The sequence below is a fragment of the Corallococcus macrosporus DSM 14697 genome, from assembly GCF_002305895.1.
Classification (GTDB): Bacteria; Myxococcota; Myxococcia; order Myxococcales; family Myxococcaceae; genus Myxococcus; species Myxococcus macrosporus.
Window position 1 is genome coordinate 4,915,935 of the sequence record NZ_CP022203.1, and the last position, 24,800, is coordinate 4,940,734.

At 69.9% G+C, this 24,800-nt stretch carries 17 protein-coding genes; 6 read left to right on the top strand and 11 right to left on the bottom strand.

Annotation, left to right across the window (positions count from 1 at the left end; genetic code table 11):
• Window positions 1–41 precede the first annotated feature (41 nt).
• The 5 genes from nla6 to MYMAC_RS19960 form a co-directional block, all read right to left on the bottom strand.
• Window positions 42–1,496 carry an enhancer binding protein Nla6 gene (nla6, locus tag MYMAC_RS19940; protein WP_013940652.1) on the bottom strand — a complete coding sequence of 485 codons (1,455 nt, stop codon included), beginning with the start codon at window positions 1,494–1,496 and terminating at the stop codon, window positions 42–44.
• An 80-nt stretch (window positions 1,497–1,576) separates the two neighbouring features.
• Window positions 1,577–2,239 (bottom strand): histidine kinase dimerization/phospho-acceptor domain-containing protein, encoded by a 663-nt coding sequence (locus tag MYMAC_RS19945; RefSeq protein WP_239988902.1) that lies wholly within the window; start codon window positions 2,237–2,239, stop codon window positions 1,577–1,579.
• A 251-nt stretch (window positions 2,240–2,490) separates the two neighbouring features.
• The gene (locus MYMAC_RS19950) at window positions 2,491–2,943 is read right to left on the bottom strand and encodes a deoxycytidylate deaminase (RefSeq protein ID WP_013940654.1); all 453 of its coding nucleotides are present in this window, start codon (window positions 2,941–2,943) and stop codon (window positions 2,491–2,493) included.
• Between the two features lie 89 nt (window positions 2,944–3,032).
• Window positions 3,033–3,911 (bottom strand): S1 family peptidase, encoded by an 879-nt coding sequence (locus MYMAC_RS19955; protein WP_013940655.1) that lies wholly within the window; start codon window positions 3,909–3,911, stop codon window positions 3,033–3,035.
• 122 nt (window positions 3,912–4,033) lie between these two features.
• Window positions 4,034–6,280: a PrkA family serine protein kinase gene (locus MYMAC_RS19960; protein WP_013940656.1), complete on the bottom strand. Its 2,247-nt coding sequence runs from the start codon at window positions 6,278–6,280 to the stop codon at window positions 4,034–4,036.
• 277 nt (window positions 6,281–6,557) lie between these two features.
• Between MYMAC_RS19960 and MYMAC_RS19965 the strand changes: the two genes are divergently transcribed.
• Entirely contained in the window at window positions 6,558–8,078 is a 1,521-nt protein-coding gene (locus MYMAC_RS19965; protein ID WP_013940657.1) for an Hsp70 family protein, read from the top strand.
• 160 nt (window positions 8,079–8,238) lie between these two features.
• On the opposite strand, the gene MYMAC_RS19970 is transcribed toward MYMAC_RS19965, so the two are convergent.
• Window positions 8,239–10,212, bottom strand: coding sequence for a protein kinase domain-containing protein (locus tag MYMAC_RS19970; protein WP_239988903.1), 1,974 nt, complete (start codon window positions 10,210–10,212; stop codon window positions 8,239–8,241).
• Between the two features lie 164 nt (window positions 10,213–10,376).
• Here MYMAC_RS19970 and MYMAC_RS19975 point away from each other — a divergent pair, with 164 nt between their 5' ends.
• The 5 genes from MYMAC_RS19975 to MYMAC_RS19995 all read left to right on the top strand — a co-directional run bounded on the left by MYMAC_RS19975 (window position 10,377) and on the right by MYMAC_RS19995 (window position 17,765).
• Entirely contained in the window at window positions 10,377–12,518 is a 2,142-nt protein-coding gene (locus MYMAC_RS19975) for a carotenoid oxygenase family protein (RefSeq protein WP_095959230.1), read from the top strand.
• 286 nt (window positions 12,519–12,804) lie between these two features.
• Window positions 12,805–14,595 carry a chemotaxis protein CheA gene (locus MYMAC_RS19980; protein WP_239988904.1) on the top strand — a complete coding sequence of 597 codons (1,791 nt, stop codon included), beginning with the start codon at window positions 12,805–12,807 and terminating at the stop codon, window positions 14,593–14,595.
• Window positions 14,596–14,621: 26 nt separating this feature from the next.
• Window positions 14,622–16,286 (top strand): methyl-accepting chemotaxis protein, encoded by a 1,665-nt coding sequence (locus tag MYMAC_RS19985; protein WP_095959231.1) that lies wholly within the window; start codon window positions 14,622–14,624, stop codon window positions 16,284–16,286.
• Between the two features lie 12 nt (window positions 16,287–16,298).
• Window positions 16,299–16,880, top strand: coding sequence for a chemotaxis protein CheW (locus MYMAC_RS19990; RefSeq protein WP_095959232.1), 582 nt, complete (start codon window positions 16,299–16,301; stop codon window positions 16,878–16,880).
• A 6-nt stretch (window positions 16,881–16,886) separates the two neighbouring features.
• Window positions 16,887–17,765 carry a CheR family methyltransferase gene (locus MYMAC_RS19995; RefSeq protein ID WP_095959233.1) on the top strand — a complete coding sequence of 293 codons (879 nt, stop codon included), beginning with the start codon at window positions 16,887–16,889 and terminating at the stop codon, window positions 17,763–17,765.
• Between the two features lie 112 nt (window positions 17,766–17,877).
• On the opposite strand, the gene MYMAC_RS20000 is transcribed toward MYMAC_RS19995, so the two are convergent.
• From MYMAC_RS20000 to MYMAC_RS20020, 5 genes are all read right to left on the bottom strand, one after another.
• On the bottom strand, window positions 17,878–20,319 hold the full coding sequence (locus tag MYMAC_RS20000) for an ADOP family duplicated permease (protein ID WP_157757518.1): 2,442 nt from the start codon (window positions 20,317–20,319) through the stop codon (window positions 17,878–17,880).
• 97 nt (window positions 20,320–20,416) lie between these two features.
• Complete coding sequence (locus MYMAC_RS20005; protein WP_157757519.1) at window positions 20,417–21,556, bottom strand: cupin-like domain-containing protein; 1,140 nt, start codon at window positions 21,554–21,556, stop codon at window positions 20,417–20,419.
• Window positions 21,557–21,564: 8 nt separating this feature from the next.
• Window positions 21,565–22,458: an arginase family protein gene (locus MYMAC_RS20010; protein WP_095959236.1), complete on the bottom strand. Its 894-nt coding sequence runs from the start codon at window positions 22,456–22,458 to the stop codon at window positions 21,565–21,567.
• Window positions 22,455–23,621 carry an arginase family protein gene (locus MYMAC_RS20015; protein ID WP_157757520.1) on the bottom strand — a complete coding sequence of 389 codons (1,167 nt, stop codon included), beginning with the start codon at window positions 23,619–23,621 and terminating at the stop codon, window positions 22,455–22,457. The genes MYMAC_RS20010 and MYMAC_RS20015 overlap by 4 nt, the downstream gene beginning before the upstream one ends.
• Window positions 23,622–23,677: 56 nt before the next feature.
• Window positions 23,678–24,775, bottom strand: a complete 1,098-nt coding sequence (locus MYMAC_RS20020; RefSeq protein WP_095959238.1) for a cupin-like domain-containing protein — start codon at window positions 24,773–24,775, stop codon at window positions 23,678–23,680.
• Window positions 24,776–24,800 lie beyond the last annotated feature (25 nt).

The following is a 24,800-nucleotide window of genomic DNA, read 5'->3' on the forward strand; positions in this document are numbered from 1 at the left end:
CCAAGAGCCCGGAATCCGAAGGGGATTTCCTACCCGTGAGGTCAGCGGATGACGAACGAGTTGGTGCCCAGGGCCCCCATGCCGCCGTCGCTACCCTGCCCGCCCAGGGGGCCGCCGCCACCGCCGCCCGGGGCCTGCTGGGCGCGGGCCTCGGCCGCGTAGCGGTTGAGCTTGTTGTAGAGCGTCTTCTCGCTGACCCCCAGGACCTCGGCGGTGCGGGCCTTGTTGTTCCCGTTCCGCTGGAGGCTGCCCAGGATGTACTCCCGCTCCACCGCGTCCAGGCTCAGGCCGAAGGGCAGCCGGAAGGTGTGGCGCTCCGGGCTCTTGCCGGCCATGTCGGGCGGCAGGTGCTCGCGGGTGATGAGCTCGCCGTCGCACAGGATGACGGCGCGCTCCACGGCGTTGCGCAGCTCGCGGATGTTGCCCGGCCAGTCGTAGTTCTTCAGGACCTCCATGGCCTCCGGGTGCACGCCGCTGACGCGCTTGCCGGAGTCGCCGCGGAACTTGTCCACGAAGTGCTGCACCAGGATGGGCACGTCGTCGCGGCGCTCGCGCAGGGGCGGCAGGTGGATCTGGAAGACGTTGAGGCGGAAGTAGAGGTCCTCGCGGAAGCGCCCGTTCTTGATCTCCAGCTTCAGGTCGCGGTTGGTGGCGCACAGCACGCGCACGTCCACTTCAATCTCCACCTTGCCGCCCAGCCGGCGCAGCTTGCCCTCCTCCAGCACGCGCAGGAGCTTGGCCTGCAGCTCGATGGGGATCTCCCCCAGCTCGTCCAGGAAGAGCGTGCCGCCGTGGGCCATCTCGAACACGCCGGGCCGCCGCTGATCCGCGCCGGTGAAGGCGCCGCGCTCGTGGCCGAACAGCTCGGATTCAATCAGCGTGGCGGGGATGGACGCGCAGTTGATGGCGATGAAGGGCTTGTCACGGCGCAGCGACAGGTTGTGCACCGCGCGGGACACCACCTCCTTGCCCGTGCCGGACTCGCCGCTGATGGACACGCTGGCCTTGGAGGGGGCCACCTTCTCCACCAATTCGATGACCTTGCGCATGCCCGCGGACTGGGCGATCAGGTCCGACGAGCCGAGCTGCTTCAGCCGCCGCCGCAGCGTCTGCACCTCGCGCATCGTCTCCTTCTTCTCCAGCGCCCGGTCGATGCAGACCTTGAGCCGCGCGGTGTCCAGCGGCTTGACGATGAAGTCGTAGGCGCCCTCGCGGATGGACTCCACCGCGGCGTCGATGGTGCCCCGCCCCGTCAGGAAGACCACCGGGCAGTCCGGCAGCTCCTCCTTCAAGTTTCGCAGCAACCAGAGACCATCCGTCTCCGGCATGGCCAGGTCCGACAGGACCACGTCCGGCCGGAACTCGTTCGCCTTGCGGAGGGCGTCGTGCCCGTCGAAGGCGATCTCGACCTTGTGACCCCAGGCGCTGAGCATGTCCGCCAGCGCCTCACACGTGTCGCGTTCGTCATCCACGGCCAGGATTCGTGCGCTGCCCAAGTGAAGACCTCCCGTACTGCGTCGTGACGCGAAGTTGTCGTGACTCGAAATCAGAAAGCCGGCCCGTCTGGATGAGACACTCAGGCGCGGGAGAAGCTCAGGCGGCACAGCCCCGCCCGGACGTACAGGTCAACGCCCAGTTGCGAACAGCGGAGCTGCAGCGCCGAAAGCGCCTCGGGCAGGGGCTCGGCGCAGGCGCCGGCCGAGTCCTCGACCTCCAGCGCCGCGCTCGCCCCATCCCCGCGCACCGTGACGCGGACCGAGCCGCCGTTCTCCGCCCGGCCGAAGGCGCGCAGCAGCACCTGGATGAGGAAGAAGCCCAGCTCGGACGTGTCCTGCAGGCGCACCTGCACGCCCGCCTCCACCGCCGCCTGCACCTGCACGCGGCGCTTGCGGCCCTCGTGCCCCAGCACGCCCAGGGCGCGCGTGGTGACCTCCGACAGGTCCGCCACGCCCGGCGTGCCGCCGCGGAACACCAGGAAGTCACTGAACAGCTTCAGGATGCCGTCCACGCGCTGGATCTGATCGCGCATGGCCTTGAGGTTCTTCTCCTGGGACGGCGGCACCTGCCCGGTCTCCGCCTTCAACTTCTCCGCCAGGACCTCCAGGTGGATGGCCAGCGCGTTGAGCGGATTGCGGACGTCATGCAGCAGGCTGTCCATCAGCGTGGGGACGGCCAGGTACCGGGCCGCGCCCACCACGGGCTCCGGCGCGTCCTCAACAGAGGATGTACTATTTGACATTGCTGTCGAGGTAACCAACTGGAACTCCTCGGGAATTTTCCTGATCCACCCCCGCCGCCGCCCAACCGAGCCAAGAGTTAGGGAGCGGTTCCGGCATCGTCAACCCTGGGGCGGTAATTCTTGCCGGAAGCGGCAAATTCCCCATGTGTGGCGCGGACTTGCGGCCGGCCACGAGTGTCTTTCAGGCGACGATTGGGGCGGGCGCGCGCGGGGGGCGGAAAGGGGCCGCCCCACCCCGCGGCGCGGGGCGATCAGGCGCCCGAGGCGGGAGGCCGGGCGGCCTCGCCCAGCCCCACCAGGTCCAGCTTGAGCCGGGCCGCGTACTCGAAGATGCGCGGATCCCGGTAGAACTCGCCGAAGACGATGCGCACCAGGCCCGCGTTGGCGATCAGCTTGAAGCAGGGCCAGCACGGCGAGGCGGTGGTGTAGATGGTCGCCCCTTCGATGCTGACGCCGTTGGTGGCCGCCTGGATGATGGCGTTGGCCTCCGCGTGGACGGTGGCCACGCAGTGGCCGTTCTCCATCATGTGGCCCACGTCGTCGCAGTGCGGCAGCCCGCGGATGGCGCCGTTGTAGCCGGTGGACAGGATGGTCCTTCCCCGGACGATGACGGCGCCCACGTGCTTGCGATCACACGTGGCCCGCGAGGCCACCTGCGTCGCGATGTCCATGAAGTATTGGTCCCACGAGACACGTCCGGCCATCCCACACCTCCTGTCGGGCGGATGTACCCCGCACGCGCGCCCTGTCGAGATTCCTGCCGGCCGCGCGGCCCCAGGGCCACGCGAGGCGTCTAACGACCGGCGGCGTGCGCGACGCCGCCCTCCGTCATGGGCTTGCGCGCCAGCAGGCGCCCGAAGCCCTTGGCCTGGAGGAAGTGCCTCACCTTCGCGCTGGGGGCGGCGAAGGTCTCTCCGGGCATGGGCACGTCGAAGCTGTAGTTCTCCTGCTGCACCTCGAAGTCCACCTTCGCGGTGCGGTAGCCCTCCACGATGGCCAGCAGCCGGCCCGTCGCCAGGCTGAAGATGCCGCCGCCCGACGCGCCGTAGCCGATGGGGGCGTCCGTCTTCACCATCTTCGGGCGCTGGGAGTCCTTGTCCCACTCGACCTGGGACAACATGCCGCCAGACAGCGACAGCGCGCGGCCGAACGGCGAGGCGGCCACGATGACGTCCTCGCCCAGCTCCAGCTCCGCGTCATCCGCCAGCTCCACCGCAGGCAAGTCCAGGCCGGGCACGCGCACCAGCGCCAGGTCCAGCTCGGGCACCTGGCCCATGGCCACCACCTCGCCCCGGTGCTCCAGCGACTCCGCGCGGCGGTCCACCAGCACGCGCAGCTCCGGCGCCTCCAGGCCGTCCATGGCCACCGCGTGCGCGTTGGTGATCACCCAGGCGACCACGGCCCCCTTCGCATCCCGCTCGGCGCCCACCACCACGCCGGACGCCGTGCTGCGCACCCTGCCCTGCGAGGCGAGCTGCAGCCGGACGTTGTGCGGGAGGATGCGCCGCACCTGCTCCTTGCGCGTCATGCGAGGCGCGTCCGGCACCGCGATGACGCGCTCGACGAGGGGAGCCGCCTGGGGCGCGGAGGTGACGGCGGCCGGCTGGGAAGGCGCACCGGCGCACGACACGAGGGCGAACAGGGCGGGGGCGCCCAGGAGGAAGCGGGTCATCGACTCTCCGGTCTGGGGGGGAAACGGATACAGCCAGGACAACTCCCTGGCAGCTCCCATCATCCCGAGCCCTTTCCGGGTTTGAAAGCAGGCGTCCAGGCGTGCCCCGGACACCTGCCCCGTCACGCGTAGCGCTTCTTCATCAGGAAGAGGATGGCGTCCTTCGCGCACGCCTCGCAGTAGCCATAGCGCTCCGCCATCGTCTTCAGCGTGCTCTGCACCTGCGCCTGCTCGCGCGAGGTGAGCTGGCCCCGGTCCTCGGACAGGTACTTGAGGACGTTCTCCTTGTTCTTGCGCAGCACCCGCTTGCGCTCCTCGAAGTAGTGGTCGCGCAGGCGCTTGAACATGTCCGGGAAGATGCGGCTGTAGTCCATGTCCGCGTCCGGGTTGTCCAGCCGGTGCGCGCCAATGGACGCGATGAGCCCCCGGCGGAAGTCGGCGGCCTCCTCGCCGCGCGGCATGATGATGGCCTCCACCTCCGCCATGCGCTGCTCGTCCGGCGGCTCCATCACCCCGGTGACGCGGTTGCGCATCTTCTCCCCGCGCACCCAGTGGCTGATGGTCTGGATGTAGCGCTCCACCAGCTCGCGGTACTGCCCCTCCGACACCAGGCCCATGGACTCGCGCACCTCGGAGTCCACCCGGTCCAGGTACTCCGCCTCCGCCAGCTTCACGAAGGCGTCATGGTCGTGGTAGCCGTCCACCACCTCCTGCAGCAGGAACTCGTAGACGCTCTTGTCCTTGCAGATGGCGGCCAGCTCCTCCAGCACCGCCAGCGCGTTGAGGCACTTGTAGTCCGGGTTCTGCGCGGCGTTGAAGAGCGCCGTCTTGATTTCACGCGCGCTGGCGCCCGAGCGCCCCTCGAAGTTGGGGTACGCGTCCGACTCGGTGAAGAGCTCCTCGCGCAGCTTGCGCAGCTCCTTCGTGTTGGCCAGGCTCAGCCGGTCCGGCGGCGCGCCCTCCTCGTAGAGGTGCAGCTTCTCCACCGGCGTCACCTGGTCGATGAGCTCCTTCACGTCCTGCGGGTAGCGGTCCGGGATGGGCTTCTTCAGCCGGGTGAGCACCGCCCACATGGCCGCCAGCTCCGTGGCGTGGGGGGCCACGTGCTTGCCCACCGTGGTGGAGGTGATCTGCGCGTCGTAGATCTGCTGCTCGGTGCGGTAGCGGCGCAGGTAGGGCACGCGCACCAGCTCGATGCGGCCCTTGAAGGACGCGAAGTCCGGCAGCTCCTTGAAGGCGTTGAGGTGCTTCTCGTTGGCGGAGGCGATCAGCACCTCGTCCAGTTGGAGCACGAAGGGCTCCAGCGGCACCTCGCCCGTCTCGCTGAAGCCCAGCAGGTACTTGAAGGCCTCCAGCGGCCGCTTGAGCAGGTCCGCGTACTCGATGAGCCCGCGGTTGGCGTGGACCAGCGGGCCGTGCGGCTCGAAGAGCACCGTGCTGTGCAGGGGCGCGGGCACGTTGAGCTGGGTGCGGTCCGCGGTGAGCTGCTGGACGACGGCGTCCACGCTCATCTGCGGCTCCACCGTCACGGTGCCCACCTGGTAGCGGCGCGACACGTAGAAGCGCTCCACCTGGACGTGGCGCATCACCTTCAGCCAGTCCCCGCCGTAGGCGTTGAGCAGCGCGGTGTAGATGCGGCGGCACTTGGAGCACAGCTCGCCGTCCCGCACGTAGTCGGACAGGATGAAGTCCCCCGTCTCCCCGTCCCCGTTGCCCAGCCCCTTCTTCTTGAGGGCCGTCTCCAGCAGCTTGCGGCGCTCGCCCGGCGGCACGGCGAAGAGCGGATGATCCCGCAGCTCGCACGGCATCCGCAGGTCGATGGCCTCCGCGTCCAGGTGCGCGTAGGTGGTCATCTCCCCGCTGGCGGCGTCCCGCTCCCCGAAGCCGATGGAGCCCTTGATGAGCTTCTCCGAGGGGAACACCCAGGCCAGCCGGTAGAGCGCGCCCTGGGGCTGGCGGGAGTACGCCTCCATGCCCCGCTTCAGGGCGTTGACCAGCGTGGACTTGGCGCTGCCGTTGGGGCCGTGCAGGAGGATGAGCTTGTTGATGCGGCCGGCGCGCACGAAGTTGCCGAGCAGCCGGTAGATGGCGTTCTGCACCTCCTCCTGGCCCGCCACCCGGTCATCCCTGTCACCGCCCGGGGCGTCGAAGACGTGGAAGCGCCGGATGGCGCCGGTGGGGTGCGGCACCGTCGTGGTGCCGAAGTGGTCCATCACGTCGCGCAGGTACTGCGCCGCGTTGCGGGCCTGGCCCTTCGGGTCGCCGAAGAAGAGGGAGAGGTATTCCTCGAAGGAGAGAATCGACCGGTTCTTGACGAAGTCGGCGTTCACCTGCGCGCCCACTTCCTGCAGATAACCCTTCGCGTCCAAGTTGACTCTCCTGTGGTCAGTCCGTCATCCACCAGCAAGTTTTCCGCCCGGGCCACCAATGTCCAGCACCCCGGATGCCATTGTCGGCTGGGGCACGCGCTCCTGGCCACCGGGCGGCCGCTGGGAGCGCCACGGCCCCCTCCTGGGGAAGCAGGGAACCCCGCCCGGCATTCCCGGGGAGCGGCGAAGGTCGCGGTGTGTGAACTCGCGCGGGACGCGCGGGTGCGCTACGGTCTTTTTCTTCCTCTGCGGCCTACCCACCCGGAGTCCAAGCAAGATGCACAAGGAGCCCATCATCGGCATCGACCTCGGCACGACCAACTCGTGCGCGGCGATCGTCGAGGACAGCGGGAACGTCAAGCTCATCCCCTACAAGGGCGGCGAGTACACCATCCCCTCGATCTTCGCGATCGACGACAAGGGGAACGAACTCATCGGCTACGAGGCCAAGCGCCAGTGGCAGCTCAACCCGCGCAACACCGTCTACGGCTCCAAGCGGCTGGTGGGCCGTGGCTTCGGCAGCGACGTCGTCGACACGATGAAGAAGGTCGTGGCGTACAACATGCGCCCCGGCAAGCAGAGCGACGTCACCCTGGACGTGGGGAAGAAGGAGTTCTCCCTCCAGGAGATCAGCGCCAAGATCCTGGGCAAGATTCGCGAGGTCGCCTCCAACTACCTGAAGATGCCCATCAAGCGGGCGGTGGTGACGGTGCCGGCCTACTTCAACGACCGGCAGCGCCAGTCGGTGAAGGACGCGGGCAAGCTCATCGACCTGGAGGTGGTGCGCATCATCAACGAGCCCACCGCGGCCGCGCTGGCCTACGGCGTGGGCAAGGGCCTGAAGGAGAAGGTCGTCATCTACGACCTGGGCGGCGGCACCTTCGACGTCTCCATCATCGAGATTCGCGACCGCGTCTTCGAGGTGAAGGCCACCGGCGGTGACGTGTTCCTCGGCGGCATCGACTTCGACAACGCCATCATCCACCACGTCCTCAAGGACTTCGCGGCGAAGACGGGCATCGACCTGGCCACGGACCCGGTGGCCATGCAGCGCATCAAGGACCTGGCCGAGCGCACCAAGATCGACCTGTCCGCGCGTGAAGAGGTCCCCTTCAACATCCCCTTCATCACGATGACGTCCCAGGGCCAGCCCCTGAACATCGAGATGAAGTTCACCCGGCGGATGCTGGAGCAGCTCACCAACCAGCTCGTGGACCGCACCCTGCAGATGGTGGCGCGCGTGCTGGTGGACTCCGGGCTGTCCACCAAGGACGTGGACGAGGTCATGCTCGTGGGCGGCCAGACGCGCATGCCCATCGTCCAGGACCGGCTCACCAAGTTCTTCGGCAAGCCGCCCAGCAAGGGCGTGCACCCGGACGAGGCGGTGGCCATTGGCGCCGCGCTCTACGCGCACTCGCTGCAGGACGACACCAACCTGCGCATCCAGCTCCTGGACGTGATCCCCATGGCCATTGGCCTGGAGAAGGCGGGCGGCGCGTTCCACGTCGTCTTCCCGCGCAACGCGGCCATCCCCAACGCCAAGGCCCTGCTGGCCACCACCAGCATGGACAACCAGACCGAGCTCGCCGTGCGCATCTTCCAGGGCGACCACGAGCTGGTGGCGCGCAATGACATGCTGGGCGAGTTCACCTTCTCCGGCATCCAGCCCGGCCGCGCCGGCTCCGCGCAGGTGGAGATCACCTTCGACGTGAACGTGGAAGGCATCCTCACCATGCGCGCCCGCGACCCGGCGTCGGGCCGCGAGATGAAGACCACGGTGCGCGTCACCCAGGCCTGAGCAGAATCCCCTGCCCCCCGCTCCCGCGCTTCCGGGAGCGGCGCGGGCGCGGGCCCCGGGTGGAGGCCCCGGACGACCACCTCGGACACCTGGCAGGCCGTCGCGGCAGCCCGCCCCGGCCGGTGATGACCGCTGTCACGCGGCCGCCAACGCCGGCTCCTCAGCCCTGTGGGGTCCCAGGGCTCCTGGGTGCCTTGTCCGGCGCGAGGAAGGCCGTCGCGTCCTCCGGGCCTGCCGGGCCGTGGCCCTCGCCTCCCGTCAGCTCGAAGAGGCCCGCCTCCACGGGTGCCAGGCGGAAGCGTGACTCCGCGCGCGACTGGGCCCTGCCGCTGACCAGCACCTGCCCGCGCCCCGCCCGCGCGGCCAGCCGCGCCGCGGTGTTCACCACGTCCCCCAGCACCGTGAAGTCCAGGCGGCCGGAGGCCTTGGCCCCCACGCTGCCGGCCACCAGGTCGCCCGAGTCCATGCCGATACAGACGCCATGCGCGTACGGGGCGCTGTCGCCGCCGCGCGCCGCCAGCGCGTCCAACTGCCGGCGGATGGCGTGACACGCCTCCAGGGCCAGCGACACGTGGCCCGGCCCCCGGAACACGGCCATCACCGCGTCCCCCACGAACTTGTCCACCGTCCCGCCCCGCGCCAGCAGCTCCGGGACAATGGCCTCGAAGTTGGCGTTGAGCCGGCGCAGCGACTCCGGCGGCGACGCCTGGTGGAGCACCGGCGTGAAGGCATCCACGTCGATGAACACCACCGTGCCGTCCACCCACTCGCCCGCCATGGCCTCCGAGCCCTGGAGCAGCGGCGGCAGCCGCTCCAGCACCGCGCCCGGCACGAACATGCGCAGCAGGCCGTTCTCCTCCGTGTAGCGCACGGTGCGGCGCAGCTCGCGCACGTGCTTCAGCGTCTTGACGAGCGTGGCCTCCAGGTCCGTGAAGTCGATGGGCTTGGTGATGAAGTCGAAGGCGCCGCGGTTCATCGCCGTGCGGATGTTGTTCATGTCGCCATAGGCGGAGACGATGACCACCCGGGTCAGCGCGCTGATCTCCCCCACGCGGGACAGGAAGGTCAGCCCATCCATGCGCGGCATGTTGATGTCGCAGAGCACGACCTCGATGTCGGGATGCTGGCGCAGCTCCTCCAGCGCCTCCTCGCCATCCGCGGCGAAGAGGAACTGGTAGACGTTGCGGCGGATCTGCTTGCGGAAGCTCTGCTCCATCAGCACCACGACGTCCGGCTCGTCATCCACCACCAGGACCTTCGCGGGGCGTGACGGCCGGCCCGCCTCCACCGCCTGGGTGAGGGCCGAGGACAGCTCATGCGCGGACTGGAAGCGGCGCGCGGGGTCCACGTCCAGGGCGCGCGTGAAGAAGGCATCCACCTCCGCGCCCAGCTCCGGGGACAGGCTGGACGGCGCCGCGGGCGGCGGCGGCGCGTTGCCCAGGCGCATCTGCCGCAGCGACTCCAGGGGGAACGGGTGCTGGCCCGTCAGCGCGCGGTACGCCACCACGGCCAGGGCCCACAAGTCACAGCGGTGGTCCAGGCGAGGCTCCAGCCCCCGGAGCTGCTCGGGGCTCATGTACCGGGGCGTCCCGGCCAGCTCCTCCTCGGGGTGCGGCCGGGCCGCGCCGCCCGACATCAGCAGCGCCAGGCCGAAGTCCAGCACCTTCACCTGCTCGCCGTGCTCCGTGCGCGCGAGGAAGAGGTTCGCCGGCTTCAAGTCCCGGTGGATGACGCCCGCGGCGTGGGCGGCCGTGAGCGCCCGGGCCGCCTGCGTCACCAGCCGCTCCACCATGGCCAGGGACAGCCGGCCCCGGCGGTTCAGCAGGGCCTCGAGGTCCTCGCCCACCAGCCACTCCATGACGATGTAGGGCGTGGCCCCGGACAAGTCACAGTCGTGGACCTGGATGACGTGTGGGTTCTGGAGCCGCGCGATCGCCTGCGCCTCCCATTCGAACTGCTGACGCGCCAGCGGCGCGGGCGCGCAGTGGGACGCCATCAGCTTGAGGACCACGCGGCGCTGGAGCTTCGGATCCAAGGCCACCCAGATGGTGCCCATGCCACCGCTGGCCAGCCGCCGCTCCAGGACATAGCGGTCGCCAATGACGTGTCGCTCGGAGTTGGAGTCTTCGACCATGGAAGACACGAAGTGTCTCACACCGGCGCGTCTCACGGTACCGCGGGCCGCCCTCCTCCACGGCAGCCAGCCACCCGGCCGCGACAGGCCCGTCCCCCCGCGCGTGCTACGGTCCCCGCCCCCACCCCGACACGGCGTGCACTCACCCAACCCCCGGAGGCGTCATGCCTGACACTGAAGCCATCCTGAAGCGCCCCACCCCCGCGGCGCCTGAAGCGCCCCCGCCCGTCTCGCGTGAGCCCGACGGGCATGCGCTCCCCGGGCTGCACGTCCCCCCAGGCCTCCGGCCCGGCATGCCGCGCAACGCGATGACCACCAGCCCGGTGGAGTACGTGGACGAACCGCTGCAGGTGCTCGCGGGCACGCTGCCGGAGGACCTGCAAGGTCATGTCTACGTCGCGGGCCCCAGCGTGCACGCGGGCTCTCCGGCGCTGGCCTCGGACGGGCTGGTGATGCGCCTGGACTTCAACGTGGGCGGCGCGAAGTTCACGTCCGCCACCATGCGCACGCCGTCGTATTACACGCGCCAGCAGGTGGACGCGGGCGCGACGGCGCGAGGCCCGCTGACGCGCCTGCTCAACCGCTTCCGCGAGACGACGCTGGCGGACGTGTCCCTCACGCTGGGCCCGGTGGAGACGCCCAACACGGCGCCCTTCCTCGTCGAAGGCGAGCGGATGCTGCTGGTGACGACGGACGCGGGCCGCCCCTGGGCCATCCACCCCAGGACGCTGAAGGCGTACACGCCGCTGGGCTACCTGCGCGAGTGGAACCGCGCCCTCCCCACGCCCTGGCTCTTCCCGCTGCTGCAGAGCACCGCGCACCCGGCCTTCGATCCCCCCGAGCGCCTGGAGCGGCGGACGGAGGACCCGCGGCCCCGCCTCTTCTTCACCAACCACGCGCCCAAGTGGCCGCTGGGGCCCGGCTACACGCAGCTCGTGAGCTGGGACACGGAAGAGAACCGGCTGCACCATTGGAAGCTGATGGACGCGGCCACCGGCGAGCCGGTGGTGGCGTCGTCGCTGCATCAAATCGCGGCCACGCGGGACTACGTGGTGCTGCTGGACGCCAACTTCCCCATCAACTTCTGGCAGATCGCCGCGCAGGCGGCGGTGCCCTTCCTGCCGCGGGTGCAGCGCGCGGTGGAGTGGCTGACGGCGTCCCCCGCCGCGCCGCAAGCGGTGTTCTGGGTGGTGCGCCGGGCGGACCTCACGACGTCGCCGGGGACGCTGGACCCGGTGAACCCGCCGGTCGTCTCCGCGCACCGCTTCCAGGCCGGTGGCGGCGGGCTGCACTTCGCCGCCATCCACGACAACCCCGACGACGTCATCACCCTGGTCGCGGCCCACTCACCCACCGAGGACCTGTCCCATACGCTGCAGCCGGGCGAGCTGCTCATCAACGGCAACCGCGTGCAGGACTGGCAGGCCGGCATGCCCACCGCGGTGCCCGTCACCCGCAGCTCCGTGGGCGTGCACCGCATCGACATGAAGCGGCTGCGCATCCAGTCCAACATGTATGCCCATGACGACTTCACCTGGGGGCTGACGGTCTTCTCCAACACGGGCCTGGTGAACGGCGAGCTGGAGGCGCACCTGCGGCTCCAGGGGCACGTCGTGAACGGCCCGGTGCCCCGGGAGGAGCTGGCGCTCTACCTCAACTCGGACGGCTTCACCGCGGACATGGTCCCGGAGGCGCTCTACCAGCTCTACAAGCCCGTCGTCGGAGACAAGTCCGCGCTGCCCATCCGCGACGGGCGCGCGGCGAGCTTCTTCAAGTTCTTCGTCGACTCCGGCCGCTTCCAGGGCTACGTGCTGCCCACCGGCTGGTTCGGCTTCGCGCCCCAGTTCGTCCCCAGCGCGCGCTTCCCCCAGGTGCCGCACTGGAAGGGCTACGTGGTGGCGCTCGTCGTGTCGGACCCGACGCCGGCCCTGCCCGCCAACTCCACCGGCGACGAGGTCTGGATCTTCGACTCCGAGGACCTCGCCAGGGGCCCCATCTGCCGGCTGGGCAGCCCCAACTTCGACGTGGGCATGACGCTGCACACCACCTTCCTGCCCCCGGGCCTGCCGGACCTCCTGGAGGGCCGCCCCCCGGGCGATGTGGCCCCCTACGCCGTGGACGTGACGCGGGACCTCGACATGGACACCATTGAACAGGCGTACCTGGAGTGGCCCCAGACGCTGCTCCCCCGCGCGCCCTCGCTGCTCTTCGCGCCGTGGCGCCTGGGTGTGAGGTGGGCGCTCAACTTCCCGAAGCTGCGCCAGGTCCTCCAGGACGACGTGTTCCCGCACTTCCCGCGCAGGTGAGCGTGTCTGGCATTGTTGGGTCCAGGAGACCCCAGCGGAGGTCTCAAACACCCCTCAATGCCTGCTCAATTCCACACTCCACCGGGTTGGCAGGGATTGGTTTGACACATTGATATTTTTATCAGCCCGCGCCAGGGTCGTGTCCGGTATGTGACACTCCCCACGCGCGGGTTGGTCCGGCCAGGCGGGAGCAGGCACCGCCTCCCGGAGCGTCGTGGGCACGACCCGTCCTCCTGCCGCACGACGCATCCCTGCATGACCTCCGACATGATTCGCTGTTTCGTGGATGCCCCCGGCCCGGGGCACCTTCTCCGGGAGACGTGTGTGCGTCCCCAGGTGCGGGTGCCATGAGCACGAGCCAGGGGGGCCGCCGCCCGGACTGGGCGCGGAGTGGCAACAGGTCCTGGCCGTCTTCGCCGACGAGGCGGAGGAGCTGCTCTCCTCGATGGAGGAGACGCTCATCGCCCTGGAGGCGCGTCCCGACGAGGAACGTCTGCGCACGCTCCTCCGGCTCGCCCACAACCTCAAGGGCAGCGCGAGCTCGCTGGGCTTCCAATCGCTGACGGACTACGTGCACGGCGCCGAGGACCTGATCCAGGCGCTGCTCGACCAGCGGCTCGGCGTGGGTGAGCCCTGGATCTCCCTGCTCCTGGGCGCGGTGGACCACCTGCGCGAGCTGACGCGCGCGGCGCTGGCGGGCGTGGACCAACTGGCCCCCGCGCACCAGGAACAGCTCGGCCGGATGCGGGACGGCGGCGCCACGGGCCAGTCCAAGGGCGCGGCGTCACCAGCGCCGGTGGCCGTTCCTTTCGAGGACGGGTCTCTTCGAATGGAGACGCGCGCGGCGTCTCGAGGACGCTCGCTGCGGATGGATGTCGAACGGTTGGATCGCATCGTCACCCTCACCGCTGAGCTGTCCATCGCGCGAGGCCGGATGACGCAGTTCCTCATGGAGGCCGGGTCTTCCGGCGCGAGCTGGGACGAAGCCCTCACCCAGCAACGGGAGATGGACCCCCTCTTCCAGGAGCTCCAGGAAGAGGTGATGCGGGTGCGCATGGTGCCCGTGGGGCCGCTGTTCCGGCAGCACCTGCGCACGGTGAGAGACCTCGCCAGGGCCCAGGGCAAGCTGGCCCTGCTGGAGCTGGAGGGCGAGGACGTGACGATGGACACGGCCGTGCTGGACGCCCTGCGCGACCCGCTGCTCCATCTGCTGCGCAACGCCTTGGACCACGGCATCGAATCCCCCGCGGAGCGTCAGGCCGCGGACAAGGACGCCTGTGGGCACCTCCGCCTGCGGGCCTTTCATGACGCGGGCGGCGTCGTCGTGGAGCTGTCGGATGACGGGCGAGGCATCCAGCGCGACCGGGTGAAGGAGCGCGCGCGGGAGCGGGGCCTGGTGTCCGCGCCGGAGCGGCTGCGCGACGAGGAGGTGGACCGCCTCATCTTCGAGCCCGGCTTCTCCACCGCCAGGACGGTGACGGAGCTGTCCGGGCGCGGCGTGGGCATGGACGTGGTCCGGCGCGACGTGGAGGCCCTGCGCGGCACGGTGGCCGTGCGGAGCCAGGAGGGCCAGGGCACCACGATGACGCTGCGCCTGCCGCTCACGCTCGCGGTCATCCAGGGCTTCGCCATGGGCGTGGGGGACCAGGCGTACGTGGTCCCCATCGAGTTGGTGCAGGAGTGTCTGGAGTTGCCGGCGGAGCAGCGCCGCGACGACGAAGCCGGGATGCTGTCCTTGCGGGGACAGCCGCTGCCCTACCTGCGGCTGCGCACCCTCTTCGGGGTGGGAGGGAGCGCGCCGGCCCGGGAGAACGTGGTCGTGCTGCGGCATCCGGACGGCGTCGTGGGCCTGGCGGTGGACCAGTTGCACGGGGATGGCCAGCGCGTCATCCGCCCGCTGGGCCGGCTGTTCCAGGACGCGCCCGGCATCTCCGGGTCCACCATCCTGGGAGATGGCCGCGTGGGCCTCATCCTCGACACCCCGACGCTGGTCCGACGGGCCATCCGCCGGGCCAACGAAGTCCCCTCTGACCTCCGGACCGAGTCCGCGCCTGACAGCGCCGCCGCCCGGTCGTAGCCATTGCGCAGTCTGGAGCCGTGAGCATGTTCGACAACCTGAGCATCACCCGCGAGCTGTTGCTGGCGTTCACCACCATGGTGGCCATCCTCATCGCCATCGTGATGGCCACGTATACGACGCTGAACCGCACCGCGACGGCGGACCTGGGCAACAAGCAGAGCACCGAGGTGCTCCTGGCCATCCGGACGCTGGAAGGCGACCTCGCCGACCTGGAGACGGGCCAGCGGGGCTTCCTCATCACCGGCGACGAGCGCTTCCTGGAGCCCTACACGTCCGCGCGCGTCAGCTTCGCGCAGAACCTCAATCGCATCCGGGAGCTGACCACGGACAGCCCGCAGCAGCAGGAGCGGCTTCAGGAAATCCGAGACCTGCTCCAGCAGTGGCTGAGCCAGCACCTCGAAACCACCATCAGCCAGCGTCGTGAAGTCAAGGCCGGCCGGGCGGACTTGAACGCCCTCTTCGACGTGGAGAAAGGGGCGCGCGGCAAGGAGTTCGCCGACCGGCTGCGCACGCTCTTCAACGAAGTCGCGAACGAGGAGACCTCGCTCCAGACGAAGCGCACGGATGAGGTCAACAAGCTGGTGGAGCTGCTGTACGACACCCTCGTCTTCGGCGGGGCCATGGGCGTGATGCTCGCGGGGCTGCTGTCCTACTTCCTCACGCGCAGCATCGTCCGGCCGCTGGGGGAGGCCGTTCAGGTGACCGAGCAGGTCACGGGCGGCGACCTGACCGCGACCATCTCCGTCCGCGGCAAGGACGAGACGGGGCAGATGATGACGGGCATGCGGGAGATGATTCACCGGCTGTCGGGGGTCATCAGCGAGGTGCGCGGCGCGGCGGGCTCGCTGTCCTCCGCGTCCACCCAGGTGGCCGCCGCCTCGCAGGGCCTGTCCCAGGGCACCAGCACGCAGGCGGCGTCGGTGGAGGAGACCACCGCGAGCCTGGAGCAGCTCAACGTCACCATCACCCAGAACGCGGAGAACAGCCGGCAGATGGAGCAGATGGCGCTCAAGGGCGCCCGGGACGCCGAGGAGAGCGGCCGCGCGGTGAGGGAGACGGTGGACGCGATGAACGCCATCGCGGAGCGCATCTCCATCGTGGAGGAGATTGCCTACCAGACGAACCTGCTGGCGCTGAACGCCGCGGTGGAGGCCGCCCGGGCCGGAGAGCATGGCCGGGGCTTCTCGGTCGTCGCCACCGAGGTGCGCAAGCTGGCCGAGCGCAGCCAGAAGTCCGCGAAGGAGATTGGCGCGATGGCGACCTCCAGCGTGCGCGTGGCGGAGCGCAGCGGGCAGCTCTTGACGGAGCTGGTGCCGGCCATCCGGCGCACGGCGGAGCTGGTGCAGCAGGTGACGACGGTGTCGAAGGAGCAGGCCATTGGCGTGTCGCAGATGAGCCGCGCCATGGTGCAGGTGGACCAGGTCACCCAGCGCAACGCGTCCGCGGCGGAGGAGCTGTCCTCCACGGCCGAGGAGATGGCGACGCAGGCCGAGTCGCTGCTGCAGATCATGACCTTCTTCCGGCTGGCGGATGGCAACGGGTACGTGCCGCGCAACACGCCGATGCTCCCCAAGGCCCCCGCGCCGCGTGCGCCCCTGTCACCGGCGAGCTCGCTGTACGCCGCGGCGCAGGGGCACCTGCCCGCGGCGCCGGCGCCGAGCTCGAACCAGGACTTCCAGCGGTTCTAGGCGGAGACGTCCATGCTCAACAGCAACTCCATCGACAAAGCCGCCCGGTCCAACTACCTGAGCTTCATGCTCGCGGGTGAGGAGTACGGCGTCGGCATCCTGCGGGTGCGGGAGATCATCGAGCACCGGCCCATCACCCGGGTGCCGGGCATGCCCGCCGCCGTGCAGGGCGTCATCAACCTGCGCGGCAGCGTGGTGCCCGTGGTGGACCTGGCGGTGAAGTTCGGGCTGCCGCCGCGGCCCATCACCCGGTGGACGTGTTTCGTCATCGTCGAGGTGACGCTCGACGGGCAGCAGACCGCGATTGGCCTGCTGACGGACGCCGTGAGCGAGGTGTTGGAGCTGGGGCCGGAGGACATCGAGGTGCCCCCTGCCTTTGGCACCCGTGTGCGGCTGGACTTCCTGCTCGGCATGGGGCGGCACGATGACAAGTTCATCATGCTGTTGGACCTGGACCGGCTGCTGTCCGTGTCCGAGCTGCTGAGCTTGATGTCGGCCACGGCCGAAGAGGCTCCGGCGGCTGAAGCCGACGTGGTGCCCGCCGTGGAAGTCGCCACGGAGAGCGCCCCGGATGAGGCGGCTGGAAACGGCTGACGGGTGATGACCGGCCTTCTGCCCACCACGCCGCCCGTGTTGACGGCACGGGAGCTGTCCCTCTTCCAGGCGCTGGTGGAGCGGGAGGTGGGGATCCACCTGTCTCCTGCCAAGGACGCGCTGGTGGCGAACCGGCTGGCGCGCCGGCTCCGGGAGTTGGGGCTGACGTCGTTCGGTGCGTACTACGCGTACGTCACAGAGAAGGGGCATGAGGCGGAGAAGGTGCGGATGATTGACAGTCTCTGCACCCACGAGACGTCGTTCTTCCGCGAGCCCCAGCACTTCGAGCTGCTGCGCGAGCGCGTCTTCCCGGAGTGGATGGCGCAGGCCAACGCGGGGCGGAGGTCGAAGCACCTCCGCGTCTGGAGCGCGGCGTGCTCCACGGGGGAAGAGCCCTACTCCATCGCCATGAGCCTGCTGGACGCGTTCCCGCCGGGCTCGGGCTGGAGCCTGGAGGTGCTGGCAACGGACCTGTCCACGTGGGCCCTGGAGCGGACGCAGGAGGGCCTGTGGAGCCTGGAGCGGGCGGCCACGATTCCGCAGCCCCTGCTGCGGGCGTTCATGCTCAAGGGTGTGCGGACCCAGGAGGGGTTGATGAAGGCGGGGCCGGAGCTGCGCTCCATCATGCGCTTCGGCCGCGTCAACCTGAACGCGCCAGGTGAGTGGCCCGCGGGGCCGTTCGACCTGATCTTCTGCCGGAACGTCCTCATCTACTTCGGCGCGGAGGCCCGCGGCCGGGTGATTCGCGGGATGCTGCAACGGCTCCCGCCCACGGGGTACTTCTTCCTGGGCCACGCGGAGAGCCTGATTGGTGTGGACGTGGACGTCCGGTCCGTGAGCGCGAACGTGTACACGCCACGGACCGGCGGCATGAGCCGGTTCTGAGGGGGCGCCTCAGAACCGCCACGCCCCGCCCTTCTCTCACAGGGCCTCGCGCCCCCTGACAGGACCACCTTCCTCTGGCCTGGCTCGGGCACGCCCACCGTCAACCAAACGGCTACTCGCTCCGCAGCGCCTGTATCGGGTCGACTCGCGCCGCGCGAACCGCCGGCACCAGGCTGGCGGCGAGGCCAGCCAGGGCGAGCACCGCCAGCACCGCCACGACCGCCAGCGGATCGGCCACGCTGATGCCGAAGAGGAAGCTCTGCACGAGGCGTGAGAAGGCCATCGCGAGCGCGAGGCCGATCACCAGCCCCAAGCCGATCTGCCAGCCCGCCTCGCGGAGCACGTCCCGCAAAATTCGCGACTGAGGCGCCCCCAGCGCGGCGCGCACGCCGAACTCGTGCCGGCGCGACGCGACCGCCACCGCCATCACCGCGTACAACCCGACCGACGCCAGCAAGAGGGCCAGTCCGGCGAACAGCCCCACCAGCAACAGATTCAGCCGCTGCGCGCTCGTGGTCGACGCGACGATGGTCTCCATGGGCTGGAGGTTGGAGATTGGCTGCAGGGGCGCGACCTCCAGGATGGCGCTGCGCAGCTCCCGCTCGTTCATCCCCACCGTCGTGGAGCGCAACCTGACCCCATAGCTGAGGGGTCCGAACTCGCGCAGCAGTGCCCAGATGGGCGGTGGAATCTGCGCCAGGGGCGCGTAGAGCGTCGGCGGCATCGGCTCGCCGGGACCGAACTGGCGCATGTCACCGACCACGCCAATCACCCGCATCGCGATGTTCGGCCCTTCGTCCATGGGGAGCGTCACCGTCTTCCCCAGCGGCTCCCCGTCCAGGTAGGCGCGGGCGAAGCCGGCGCTGACCAGACACACCCGCTCGCTCCCCGCGTCGTCGCGGTCGTCGAAGCCGCGCCCGGCGAGCACGGGGATGCTGAAGGTCTCCAGGAAGCCTGGGCTGATGAGCCGGTATTGTCCGGTGATGGTGCGCTGGTCGGGGAGCACCATGCTGTAGTTGAGCTGGGAGCCCGTCGGCAGGTTGGTCGAAGCGCCGACGTTCTCGACCCCGGGGAAGGCCCGCAGCCGCTCGAGGATGCGGCGGGTCTGCTCGATGGCATCGCCTGCCTCGACGTACCGCTCCTTCACCGGCGCCAGGGTGAACGTGGTGACCGAGCGGCTCTGAAAGCCCATCGGCACGGACTCGAGCTCCTGCAGGCTGCGCATGAACAGCGCCGCGCCCAGCAGCAGCACCACGGCCACCGCGATCTGCGCGACCACCAGCACGCGCCCCAGACGGCCGCTCTGGCGGCTCAAGCCGCCACGGCCGCCACCGCTCAGCTCGCGCGCCAGATCGACGTGATGGCTCCGGAGGACGCCCAGCGTCGCCGCCATCACCGCCGTCGCCAGCCCCGCCGCGAGCGCGAACGCCAGGCTGGCGCCATCCAGCGCGACGGCCTCGCCGCGCAGCCACTCGGAAGGCACCAGCCCACCCAGGAGCCGCAGGCCCACCCACGCGAGGCCCAGGCCGGCGACGGCGCCCACCAACCCCACCAGCGCGCCCTCCGCCAACGCCGGCAAGCCCAGGCGCCACAGGGTGGCCCCCAGCGCGGCGCGCACCGCGCCGTCGTGGGTTCGCGCCAGGGCGCGCAGCAGCATCAGGCTGGCGAGGTTGATGGCCGCGATCACCAGCACGCACGCGGCCGCCCCCAGGAACAGCCAGAGCGTGTCGCCGGAGCGGCGCGCGAACACGCTCGTCCCGAGCGGCAGCGCCGACGGCGGGTTCTTCCGCAGATACTCCTGCTGACGCTCCGTCGCGCCCCCGCTGTCCGCCAGCATGGCGCTCAGCACGACGCGCGTCTCCGCGGCCGCGCCCTCGACCGTGGCGTCCGGCTTGAGCCTCGCCACGACGATCTGGTTCGTGGAGAGGTCGCGGCTCACCGGGTCCGGCTGGAGCGACATGATGAGGTCGAAGCGCTCCGGCCAACGGAACGCCTCGGGGAGCACGCCGACGACCTGAACGGCCCGGCCCTCGATCTGCAGACTCCGCCCCACGACCGACGCATCCGCGCCGAGGCGGGTGCGCCAGAATTCGTGACCGAGGATGACCGCCTCCGGCCCGTTGGGCCGATCCTCGTCGGTGTTGAAGTTGCGCCCGAGCGCGGGGGGCAGCCCCAGGGTCTCGACGAAGCCTCTATCGGCCCGCAGCGCCGTCACCACCTCGGCCTGGTCGCCGAAGGCGATGTTCGTGTTGGTCGTCCAGCCCATCAGGATTCCGGCCGACTCCACGCTTCGCATCGCCTTGAGCAGCGGGTAGTACCGCGGCGCGGCGATGTTCTGGTCCTGCTCGACGATGATGCCGAGCGTGACCAGCCGGTCAGGCTTCGGGAACGGCAACGGCTTCAGCAGCGCCTGGTGGAGCAGCGAGAACGCGATGGTGACCGTGGCGACACCCAGCGCCAGCGTCAGGACCGCGAGGACAAAGTATCCGGGGCGCCGCAACAATCCGCGCCAGGACTGGCGCGCCTCTTCGAGCATGACGCCGAGCGAATTCATAGGGCCAACTCCAACATCTTGAATGCGTCCTCGTCGACGGTTTCCGGATGAATCAACGGCGCGCCGCCAGTGCGGCTCGTCCCCTCCGCCTTGCCCGTCATCGTACAGGAACGAGGCCGCTGCCACGCACCTGTGTGACGCTGGGAACCGGGCCTTCGGCGGTGCAGTCCGTCCCATCCAGACATTGCTCGAGCCGGGTGAGGTAGAGGCGCCGGATGCGCGCCAGCTCGGAGCCGTCGTTCGCCTTCAGCGCCGCGCGCAGGACCTCGGCCATGCTGCGGCGCCCCAGCTCGACCGGGGCGAGCCGGTCGAAGTCGGCCGGTGGCACGCTCCCGCCGAGCTTCCGCCGCACGGCCTCGGGGCTGGACTTGATGCGCTTGCCGAACACCTCCGCCCACCCCGTGGAGACGGCGTAGTCCGCCAGGTTGCTCTGGTCGACGAAGTCGAAGCTGACCGAGATGGACGTGTCCAGCGTCCGCACATGGTGTGCCCAGCGCGTGCCGACGAAGAGCACCTGCCCCACCTCCAGGTCGCCGGTCCACTTGACCGCCTGGTGCCACGTCGGAAAGTCGACCTCGTCGGGGTGCTCGGGGTCCATGTAGCCGACCTCGGGATTGTAGACGTGGCGAAGGTCGTCCGGAGAATACAGCGTCGCCCGCTTGCGGCCCTTGAGCTGCGCGATCAACGCGATGGTCCCGTTGTTGTCGATGTGCAGCGGCGTCAGCGCCCCGGGCAGGCTGACCAGCAACCAGAAGTGGTTGAACAGCGAGTAGTAGTAGGGCAGCGCGTGGTTCCAGGGGACCAGTGGCGCAGGCACCAGTGGCTCCACCTCGGCGAAGACGGGGTCATCCGCCTTGTGGACGATCCTCAACGTGCCGCAATACAGCGGCAGGTCCTGCGCGACGAACTGCGCATAATCCCCCTCCATCCAGCGCTCGGCGAAGAGCTCCCGCGCCCGCTCGGGCTGGCGGATGTAGTCCAGGTAGCGGCTGAACTCCGTCTCGACGCTGACCAGGCTCGACTTGCGATTGGTGATGAAGTTGGGCGCCTTGGCGAAGGCGCTCAGCTTGCCGAAGCGGGACTCAAGATACTCCAGGCGCTGCCAGGCTTCGTAGCCCGGCCAGGCCTTGATGTAGTCCTCGACGATCCATGGGTTCTCATGGAGCACCCTGGGATTGCTCGTCGCCAGGCGGCGGAACTCCTCGCTGGACACCACCGGTATCTGCTTGCTCTGCATGGCTCGACTCATTCGGAAGGAGGAAACGGGGCGAGGTGGGGCGCGATGCCGGCGAGCAGCCTCGCGGCGAGCGCGCTGGTGGTGTCCCGGTGGTCGAGCAGCGGGTTGACCTCCATGACGTCGAGCCCCACCACGCGGCGCCGGGACGCGATGAAGCGGGCCATCTGCTCAATCAGCTCCCCGCGCACCCCACCGGGCACCGGGTGGCCGGTCCCCGGCGCCAGGCGCGGGTCGATCGCGTCGACGTCGATGGAGATGTAGACCGGCTCGCCTTCGGGCAACGTGGCCAACACGCTCTCCAGCGGCGCGCTGCGCGCGGCGGTCGCCGAAAGCACGGTCATCTTGTCGGAGCGGGCGCTCTCATCGAAGTAGGTGATGCCGCGGTGGCCGACCTGCAGGATGCGGCCGACGTGGCCCATGCCCGCGATGCGCCGCAGGACCTGCTTGTGGTCGTGCCACCGTCCGCCGGACCACGCGCAGAAGTCGGTGTGCGCGTCGAACCAGACGATGTTGAGCGTGGGATGGCAGCGCAGCGCGGCCACCGCCGCGTAGGAGATGGAGTGGTCGCCGCCGAGCACGATGGGGACCGCGCCGGCCTCGACAATCCGCCCGATCTCCTGCTCCGTCCTGTCGAGGACGTCGGCCCAGTCGTGGCCATGCACGCCCTCCACGTCGCCTCGGTCAACGCCAGTGACCTCGGGCCGGAGCCCCTGGCTGGCGCGCCGGATCGCCTCCGGCCCGAAGCGCGCGCCGGAGGAGGCGCCGTTTCCGCAATCACTCGGGACGCCGAGGACCTCGATGCGGGCGCGCGGCGCACCCGCTACGGCTCCCGGCCAGCCGAACAGGGCCTGGGGAGCCGCTTCGCCGGAGCTCGTCGTCGCCTCATTCCGCCATTCCATCATCGATCTTTCGCCGCGCTCATGGCGGTCAAGAGGACGTGCAGGGCCGTCATCGCGGTGACGCCCCAGCAGCGCGCCATCGGGGTACAGCCAACCAGGTCCATGCCGACAATCTGGCAGTGGGCGCCGAGCAGGCAAAGCAGCCGGTGCAGCTCGGCGTATTCGAAATGCGTGCTCGGCGCGGCCCCGTCGGCGCTCCCTCCCGGCGGCGCGAGCGAGCGGATGTCCATGCTCAGGTACACCCGCGGACAGTCCGCCAGACAGCGCACCAACGCGTCCTCGCCGCCCGCGTCCCTCAGCTCCGGCGCGGAGAGCACGGTGAGGCCGGCCAGGGCCCGGTCCACCGAGCCGATGGCGCCCAGGTGCACATAGCGCGTCACGCCAGGAAGGCCGAGCGCGTGCGCCGGCAAGGTGCCCGGTGAGATGAAGGAAGGATGGACGGCGCCACGTTCGCGCGCGTCAGCCGCGATCCTGACGACCGCGATCGGCTGTCGCGCCTGCAGACGGCGGATGGCCGGAAAGGCCACGGACGCATCGCCGCCGATCAGCACGGGCAGGCTGCCGGCCCCCGTCACCGTCTCCAACACGGCGTCGACGCGGCCGAACAACGCCGCCTGCTCCTCCCCTCGGGTGATGAACACGTCGCCACAATCGGAGATCGTCGCGCCTCGCAGGATGGGGCGGCGGCGGTCGGCGTCGTACCAGCCCAGCGGCTTGCCGCCGTGGCGGTCCAATCCGTAGAGAATCTGCAGCGACGCTTCCCGCAGCGCCGCGGGCGCTTCGCGCGCGCCAGCGGCCGAGCGGTCGCTGAGATCGTAGGCGACGCCGAGCACGACGAAGTCCGAACTCGAGGGCTCCAGCTTCTGGGCGGGCGCGTCGAACATCCGCACGGGCGCGTCCGTGAGCAGGCGGCGGCTCGACGCGTGCGTGTTCTCGCCGACCAGGAACCCCTTCGCGCGCAGGCTCTCCAGCGCGGCCCCCGCCTTGGCGCCGTACCGCCCGTCGCCGAGGACGGCGCTCACGCCGCGAGGCGTCTCGAACTCGAGGAGGAGCTTGTGCAACGCGATGGGGATGCGGATCCGGGTGCCATCCAACTGCAGATAGATGGTGGCGAACTTCTCGTCGAGCTGCTCGACCCGCATCGCGGGTGAGACGACCAGCCGCACCTCGTCCGCGCCGCCAGCCGGCTCGCGAGGGTCCGTCGGAGACAGAGCGTCCGCCATCACACCGCTCCAGCCGCTGCCGGCTTGAGCTCCGGCGCCGCGTCTTCCTCGAGCGCCGCCAGCAGCTCACGCCTGACCCGCGCTGACCGCTCCGGCTGCGAGCCGGCCAGGGCGCTTCGAAGGACGCAGATCATCAGCTCGCGCCCGAGCTCCGGGTCACTGGCGCCCGTCAGCGCGTCATGCACGCGGCGGTCCGGGATACGCGTGCGAATCAGCTCCGCGTTCTTCCTCGCGAACCGGCCCAGCTCGTCCCTCCAGTCCACCGACTTCGCGTACGCGCGCAGGTTGAGGGCGTTGATGAAGTCGAAGCTGACGGTGGTCGAGTCCGACAGCGTCACGACGTGGTGCGCCCAGTTCGGTCCCCAGATGAGCAGCTCCCCGGGATTGAGCAGCCCGGTCCACGGGCGGGCTTCGCGCCAGGTCGGGAACTCGTCATCGTTGGGGTTCAGGGGGTCCAGGTAGCCGACGTCCGGGTTGTAGTAGTGGCGCTTGTCCTCGGCGCTGTAGAGGATCGCCCGCTTCTGCCCCCGCAGTTGCGCCAGGTAGGCGATGACCGCGTTGTTGTCCTGGTGCAGCGGCGTGAGCGCGCCCTTCAGGCTCACGTACAGCCAGACGTGGTTGCCTGACTGGTAGTAGTACGGGATCTCGTTGTTGAAGTGCTCCAGCGGCTCCGGGAGGATGGGGTCGAGCTGCGAGAAGACCTCCTCCCGGGCATGGCGGACCAGCCGGAGGTTCCCGCTGTACAGGGGCAGGCCGAGCTCCCGCAGGAGCTGCGCGCTGCCCTTCGACCACTTCCCCTCGAAGAGCGCCTCCACGCGCTCCGGGGCCTTGACGTACTCCAGATAGGTCCCGAAGTCGGTCATCACCTGGCACATCTTCGCCTGCTTCTGGGTGACGAACTGCGGCGCGCCAGCCGTCACCGGCAGGTGCCCGAACATCTCGCTGAGCGCGTCCAGCTCGCCCCACCGCTTGCTGGCGAGCCACTTGTCAGTGAAGCCCCGCACCACGCAAGGCTGCCGGGTGAGCACGTCCGGCGACTTCTCCACCAGTTGGCGGAACGCTTCGAGGTCATAGGCGGGAATCGGTGTGGCTTCCATTCGGCGGTCCCTCGTGCCTGACGTG

What these genes read in the sequence shown, in the direction of transcription:
- MYMAC_RS19945 (WP_239988902.1), bottom strand. Translation starts at nt 2,239, where the DNA reads ATGTCAAATAGTACATCCTCTGTTGAGGACGCGCCGGAGCCCGTGGTG.
- MYMAC_RS19950 (WP_013940654.1), bottom strand. Translation starts at nt 2,943, where the DNA reads ATGGCCGGACGTGTCTCGTGGGACCAATACTTCATGGACATCGCGACG.
- MYMAC_RS19955 (WP_013940655.1), bottom strand. Translation starts at nt 3,911, where the DNA reads ATGACCCGCTTCCTCCTGGGCGCCCCCGCCCTGTTCGCCCTCGTGTCG.
- MYMAC_RS19965 (WP_013940657.1), top strand. Translation starts at nt 6,558, where the DNA reads ATGCACAAGGAGCCCATCATCGGCATCGACCTCGGCACGACCAACTCG.
- MYMAC_RS19970 (WP_239988903.1), bottom strand. Translation starts at nt 10,212, where the DNA reads ATGGTCGAAGACTCCAACTCCGAGCGACACGTCATTGGCGACCGCTAT.
- MYMAC_RS19975 (WP_095959230.1), top strand. Translation starts at nt 10,377, where the DNA reads ATGCCTGACACTGAAGCCATCCTGAAGCGCCCCACCCCCGCGGCGCCT.
- MYMAC_RS19980 (WP_239988904.1), top strand. Translation starts at nt 12,805, where the DNA reads ATGCCCCCGGCCCGGGGCACCTTCTCCGGGAGACGTGTGTGCGTCCCC.
- MYMAC_RS19985 (WP_095959231.1), top strand. Translation starts at nt 14,622, where the DNA reads ATGTTCGACAACCTGAGCATCACCCGCGAGCTGTTGCTGGCGTTCACC.
- MYMAC_RS19990 (WP_095959232.1), top strand. Translation starts at nt 16,299, where the DNA reads ATGCTCAACAGCAACTCCATCGACAAAGCCGCCCGGTCCAACTACCTG.
- MYMAC_RS19995 (WP_095959233.1), top strand. Translation starts at nt 16,887, where the DNA reads ATGACCGGCCTTCTGCCCACCACGCCGCCCGTGTTGACGGCACGGGAG.
- MYMAC_RS20000 (WP_157757518.1), bottom strand. Translation starts at nt 20,319, where the DNA reads ATGAATTCGCTCGGCGTCATGCTCGAAGAGGCGCGCCAGTCCTGGCGC.
- MYMAC_RS20005 (WP_157757519.1), bottom strand. Translation starts at nt 21,556, where the DNA reads ATGCAGAGCAAGCAGATACCGGTGGTGTCCAGCGAGGAGTTCCGCCGC.
- MYMAC_RS20010 (WP_095959236.1), bottom strand. Translation starts at nt 22,458, where the DNA reads ATGATGGAATGGCGGAATGAGGCGACGACGAGCTCCGGCGAAGCGGCT.
- MYMAC_RS20020 (WP_095959238.1), bottom strand. Translation starts at nt 24,775, where the DNA reads ATGGAAGCCACACCGATTCCCGCCTATGACCTCGAAGCGTTCCGCCAA.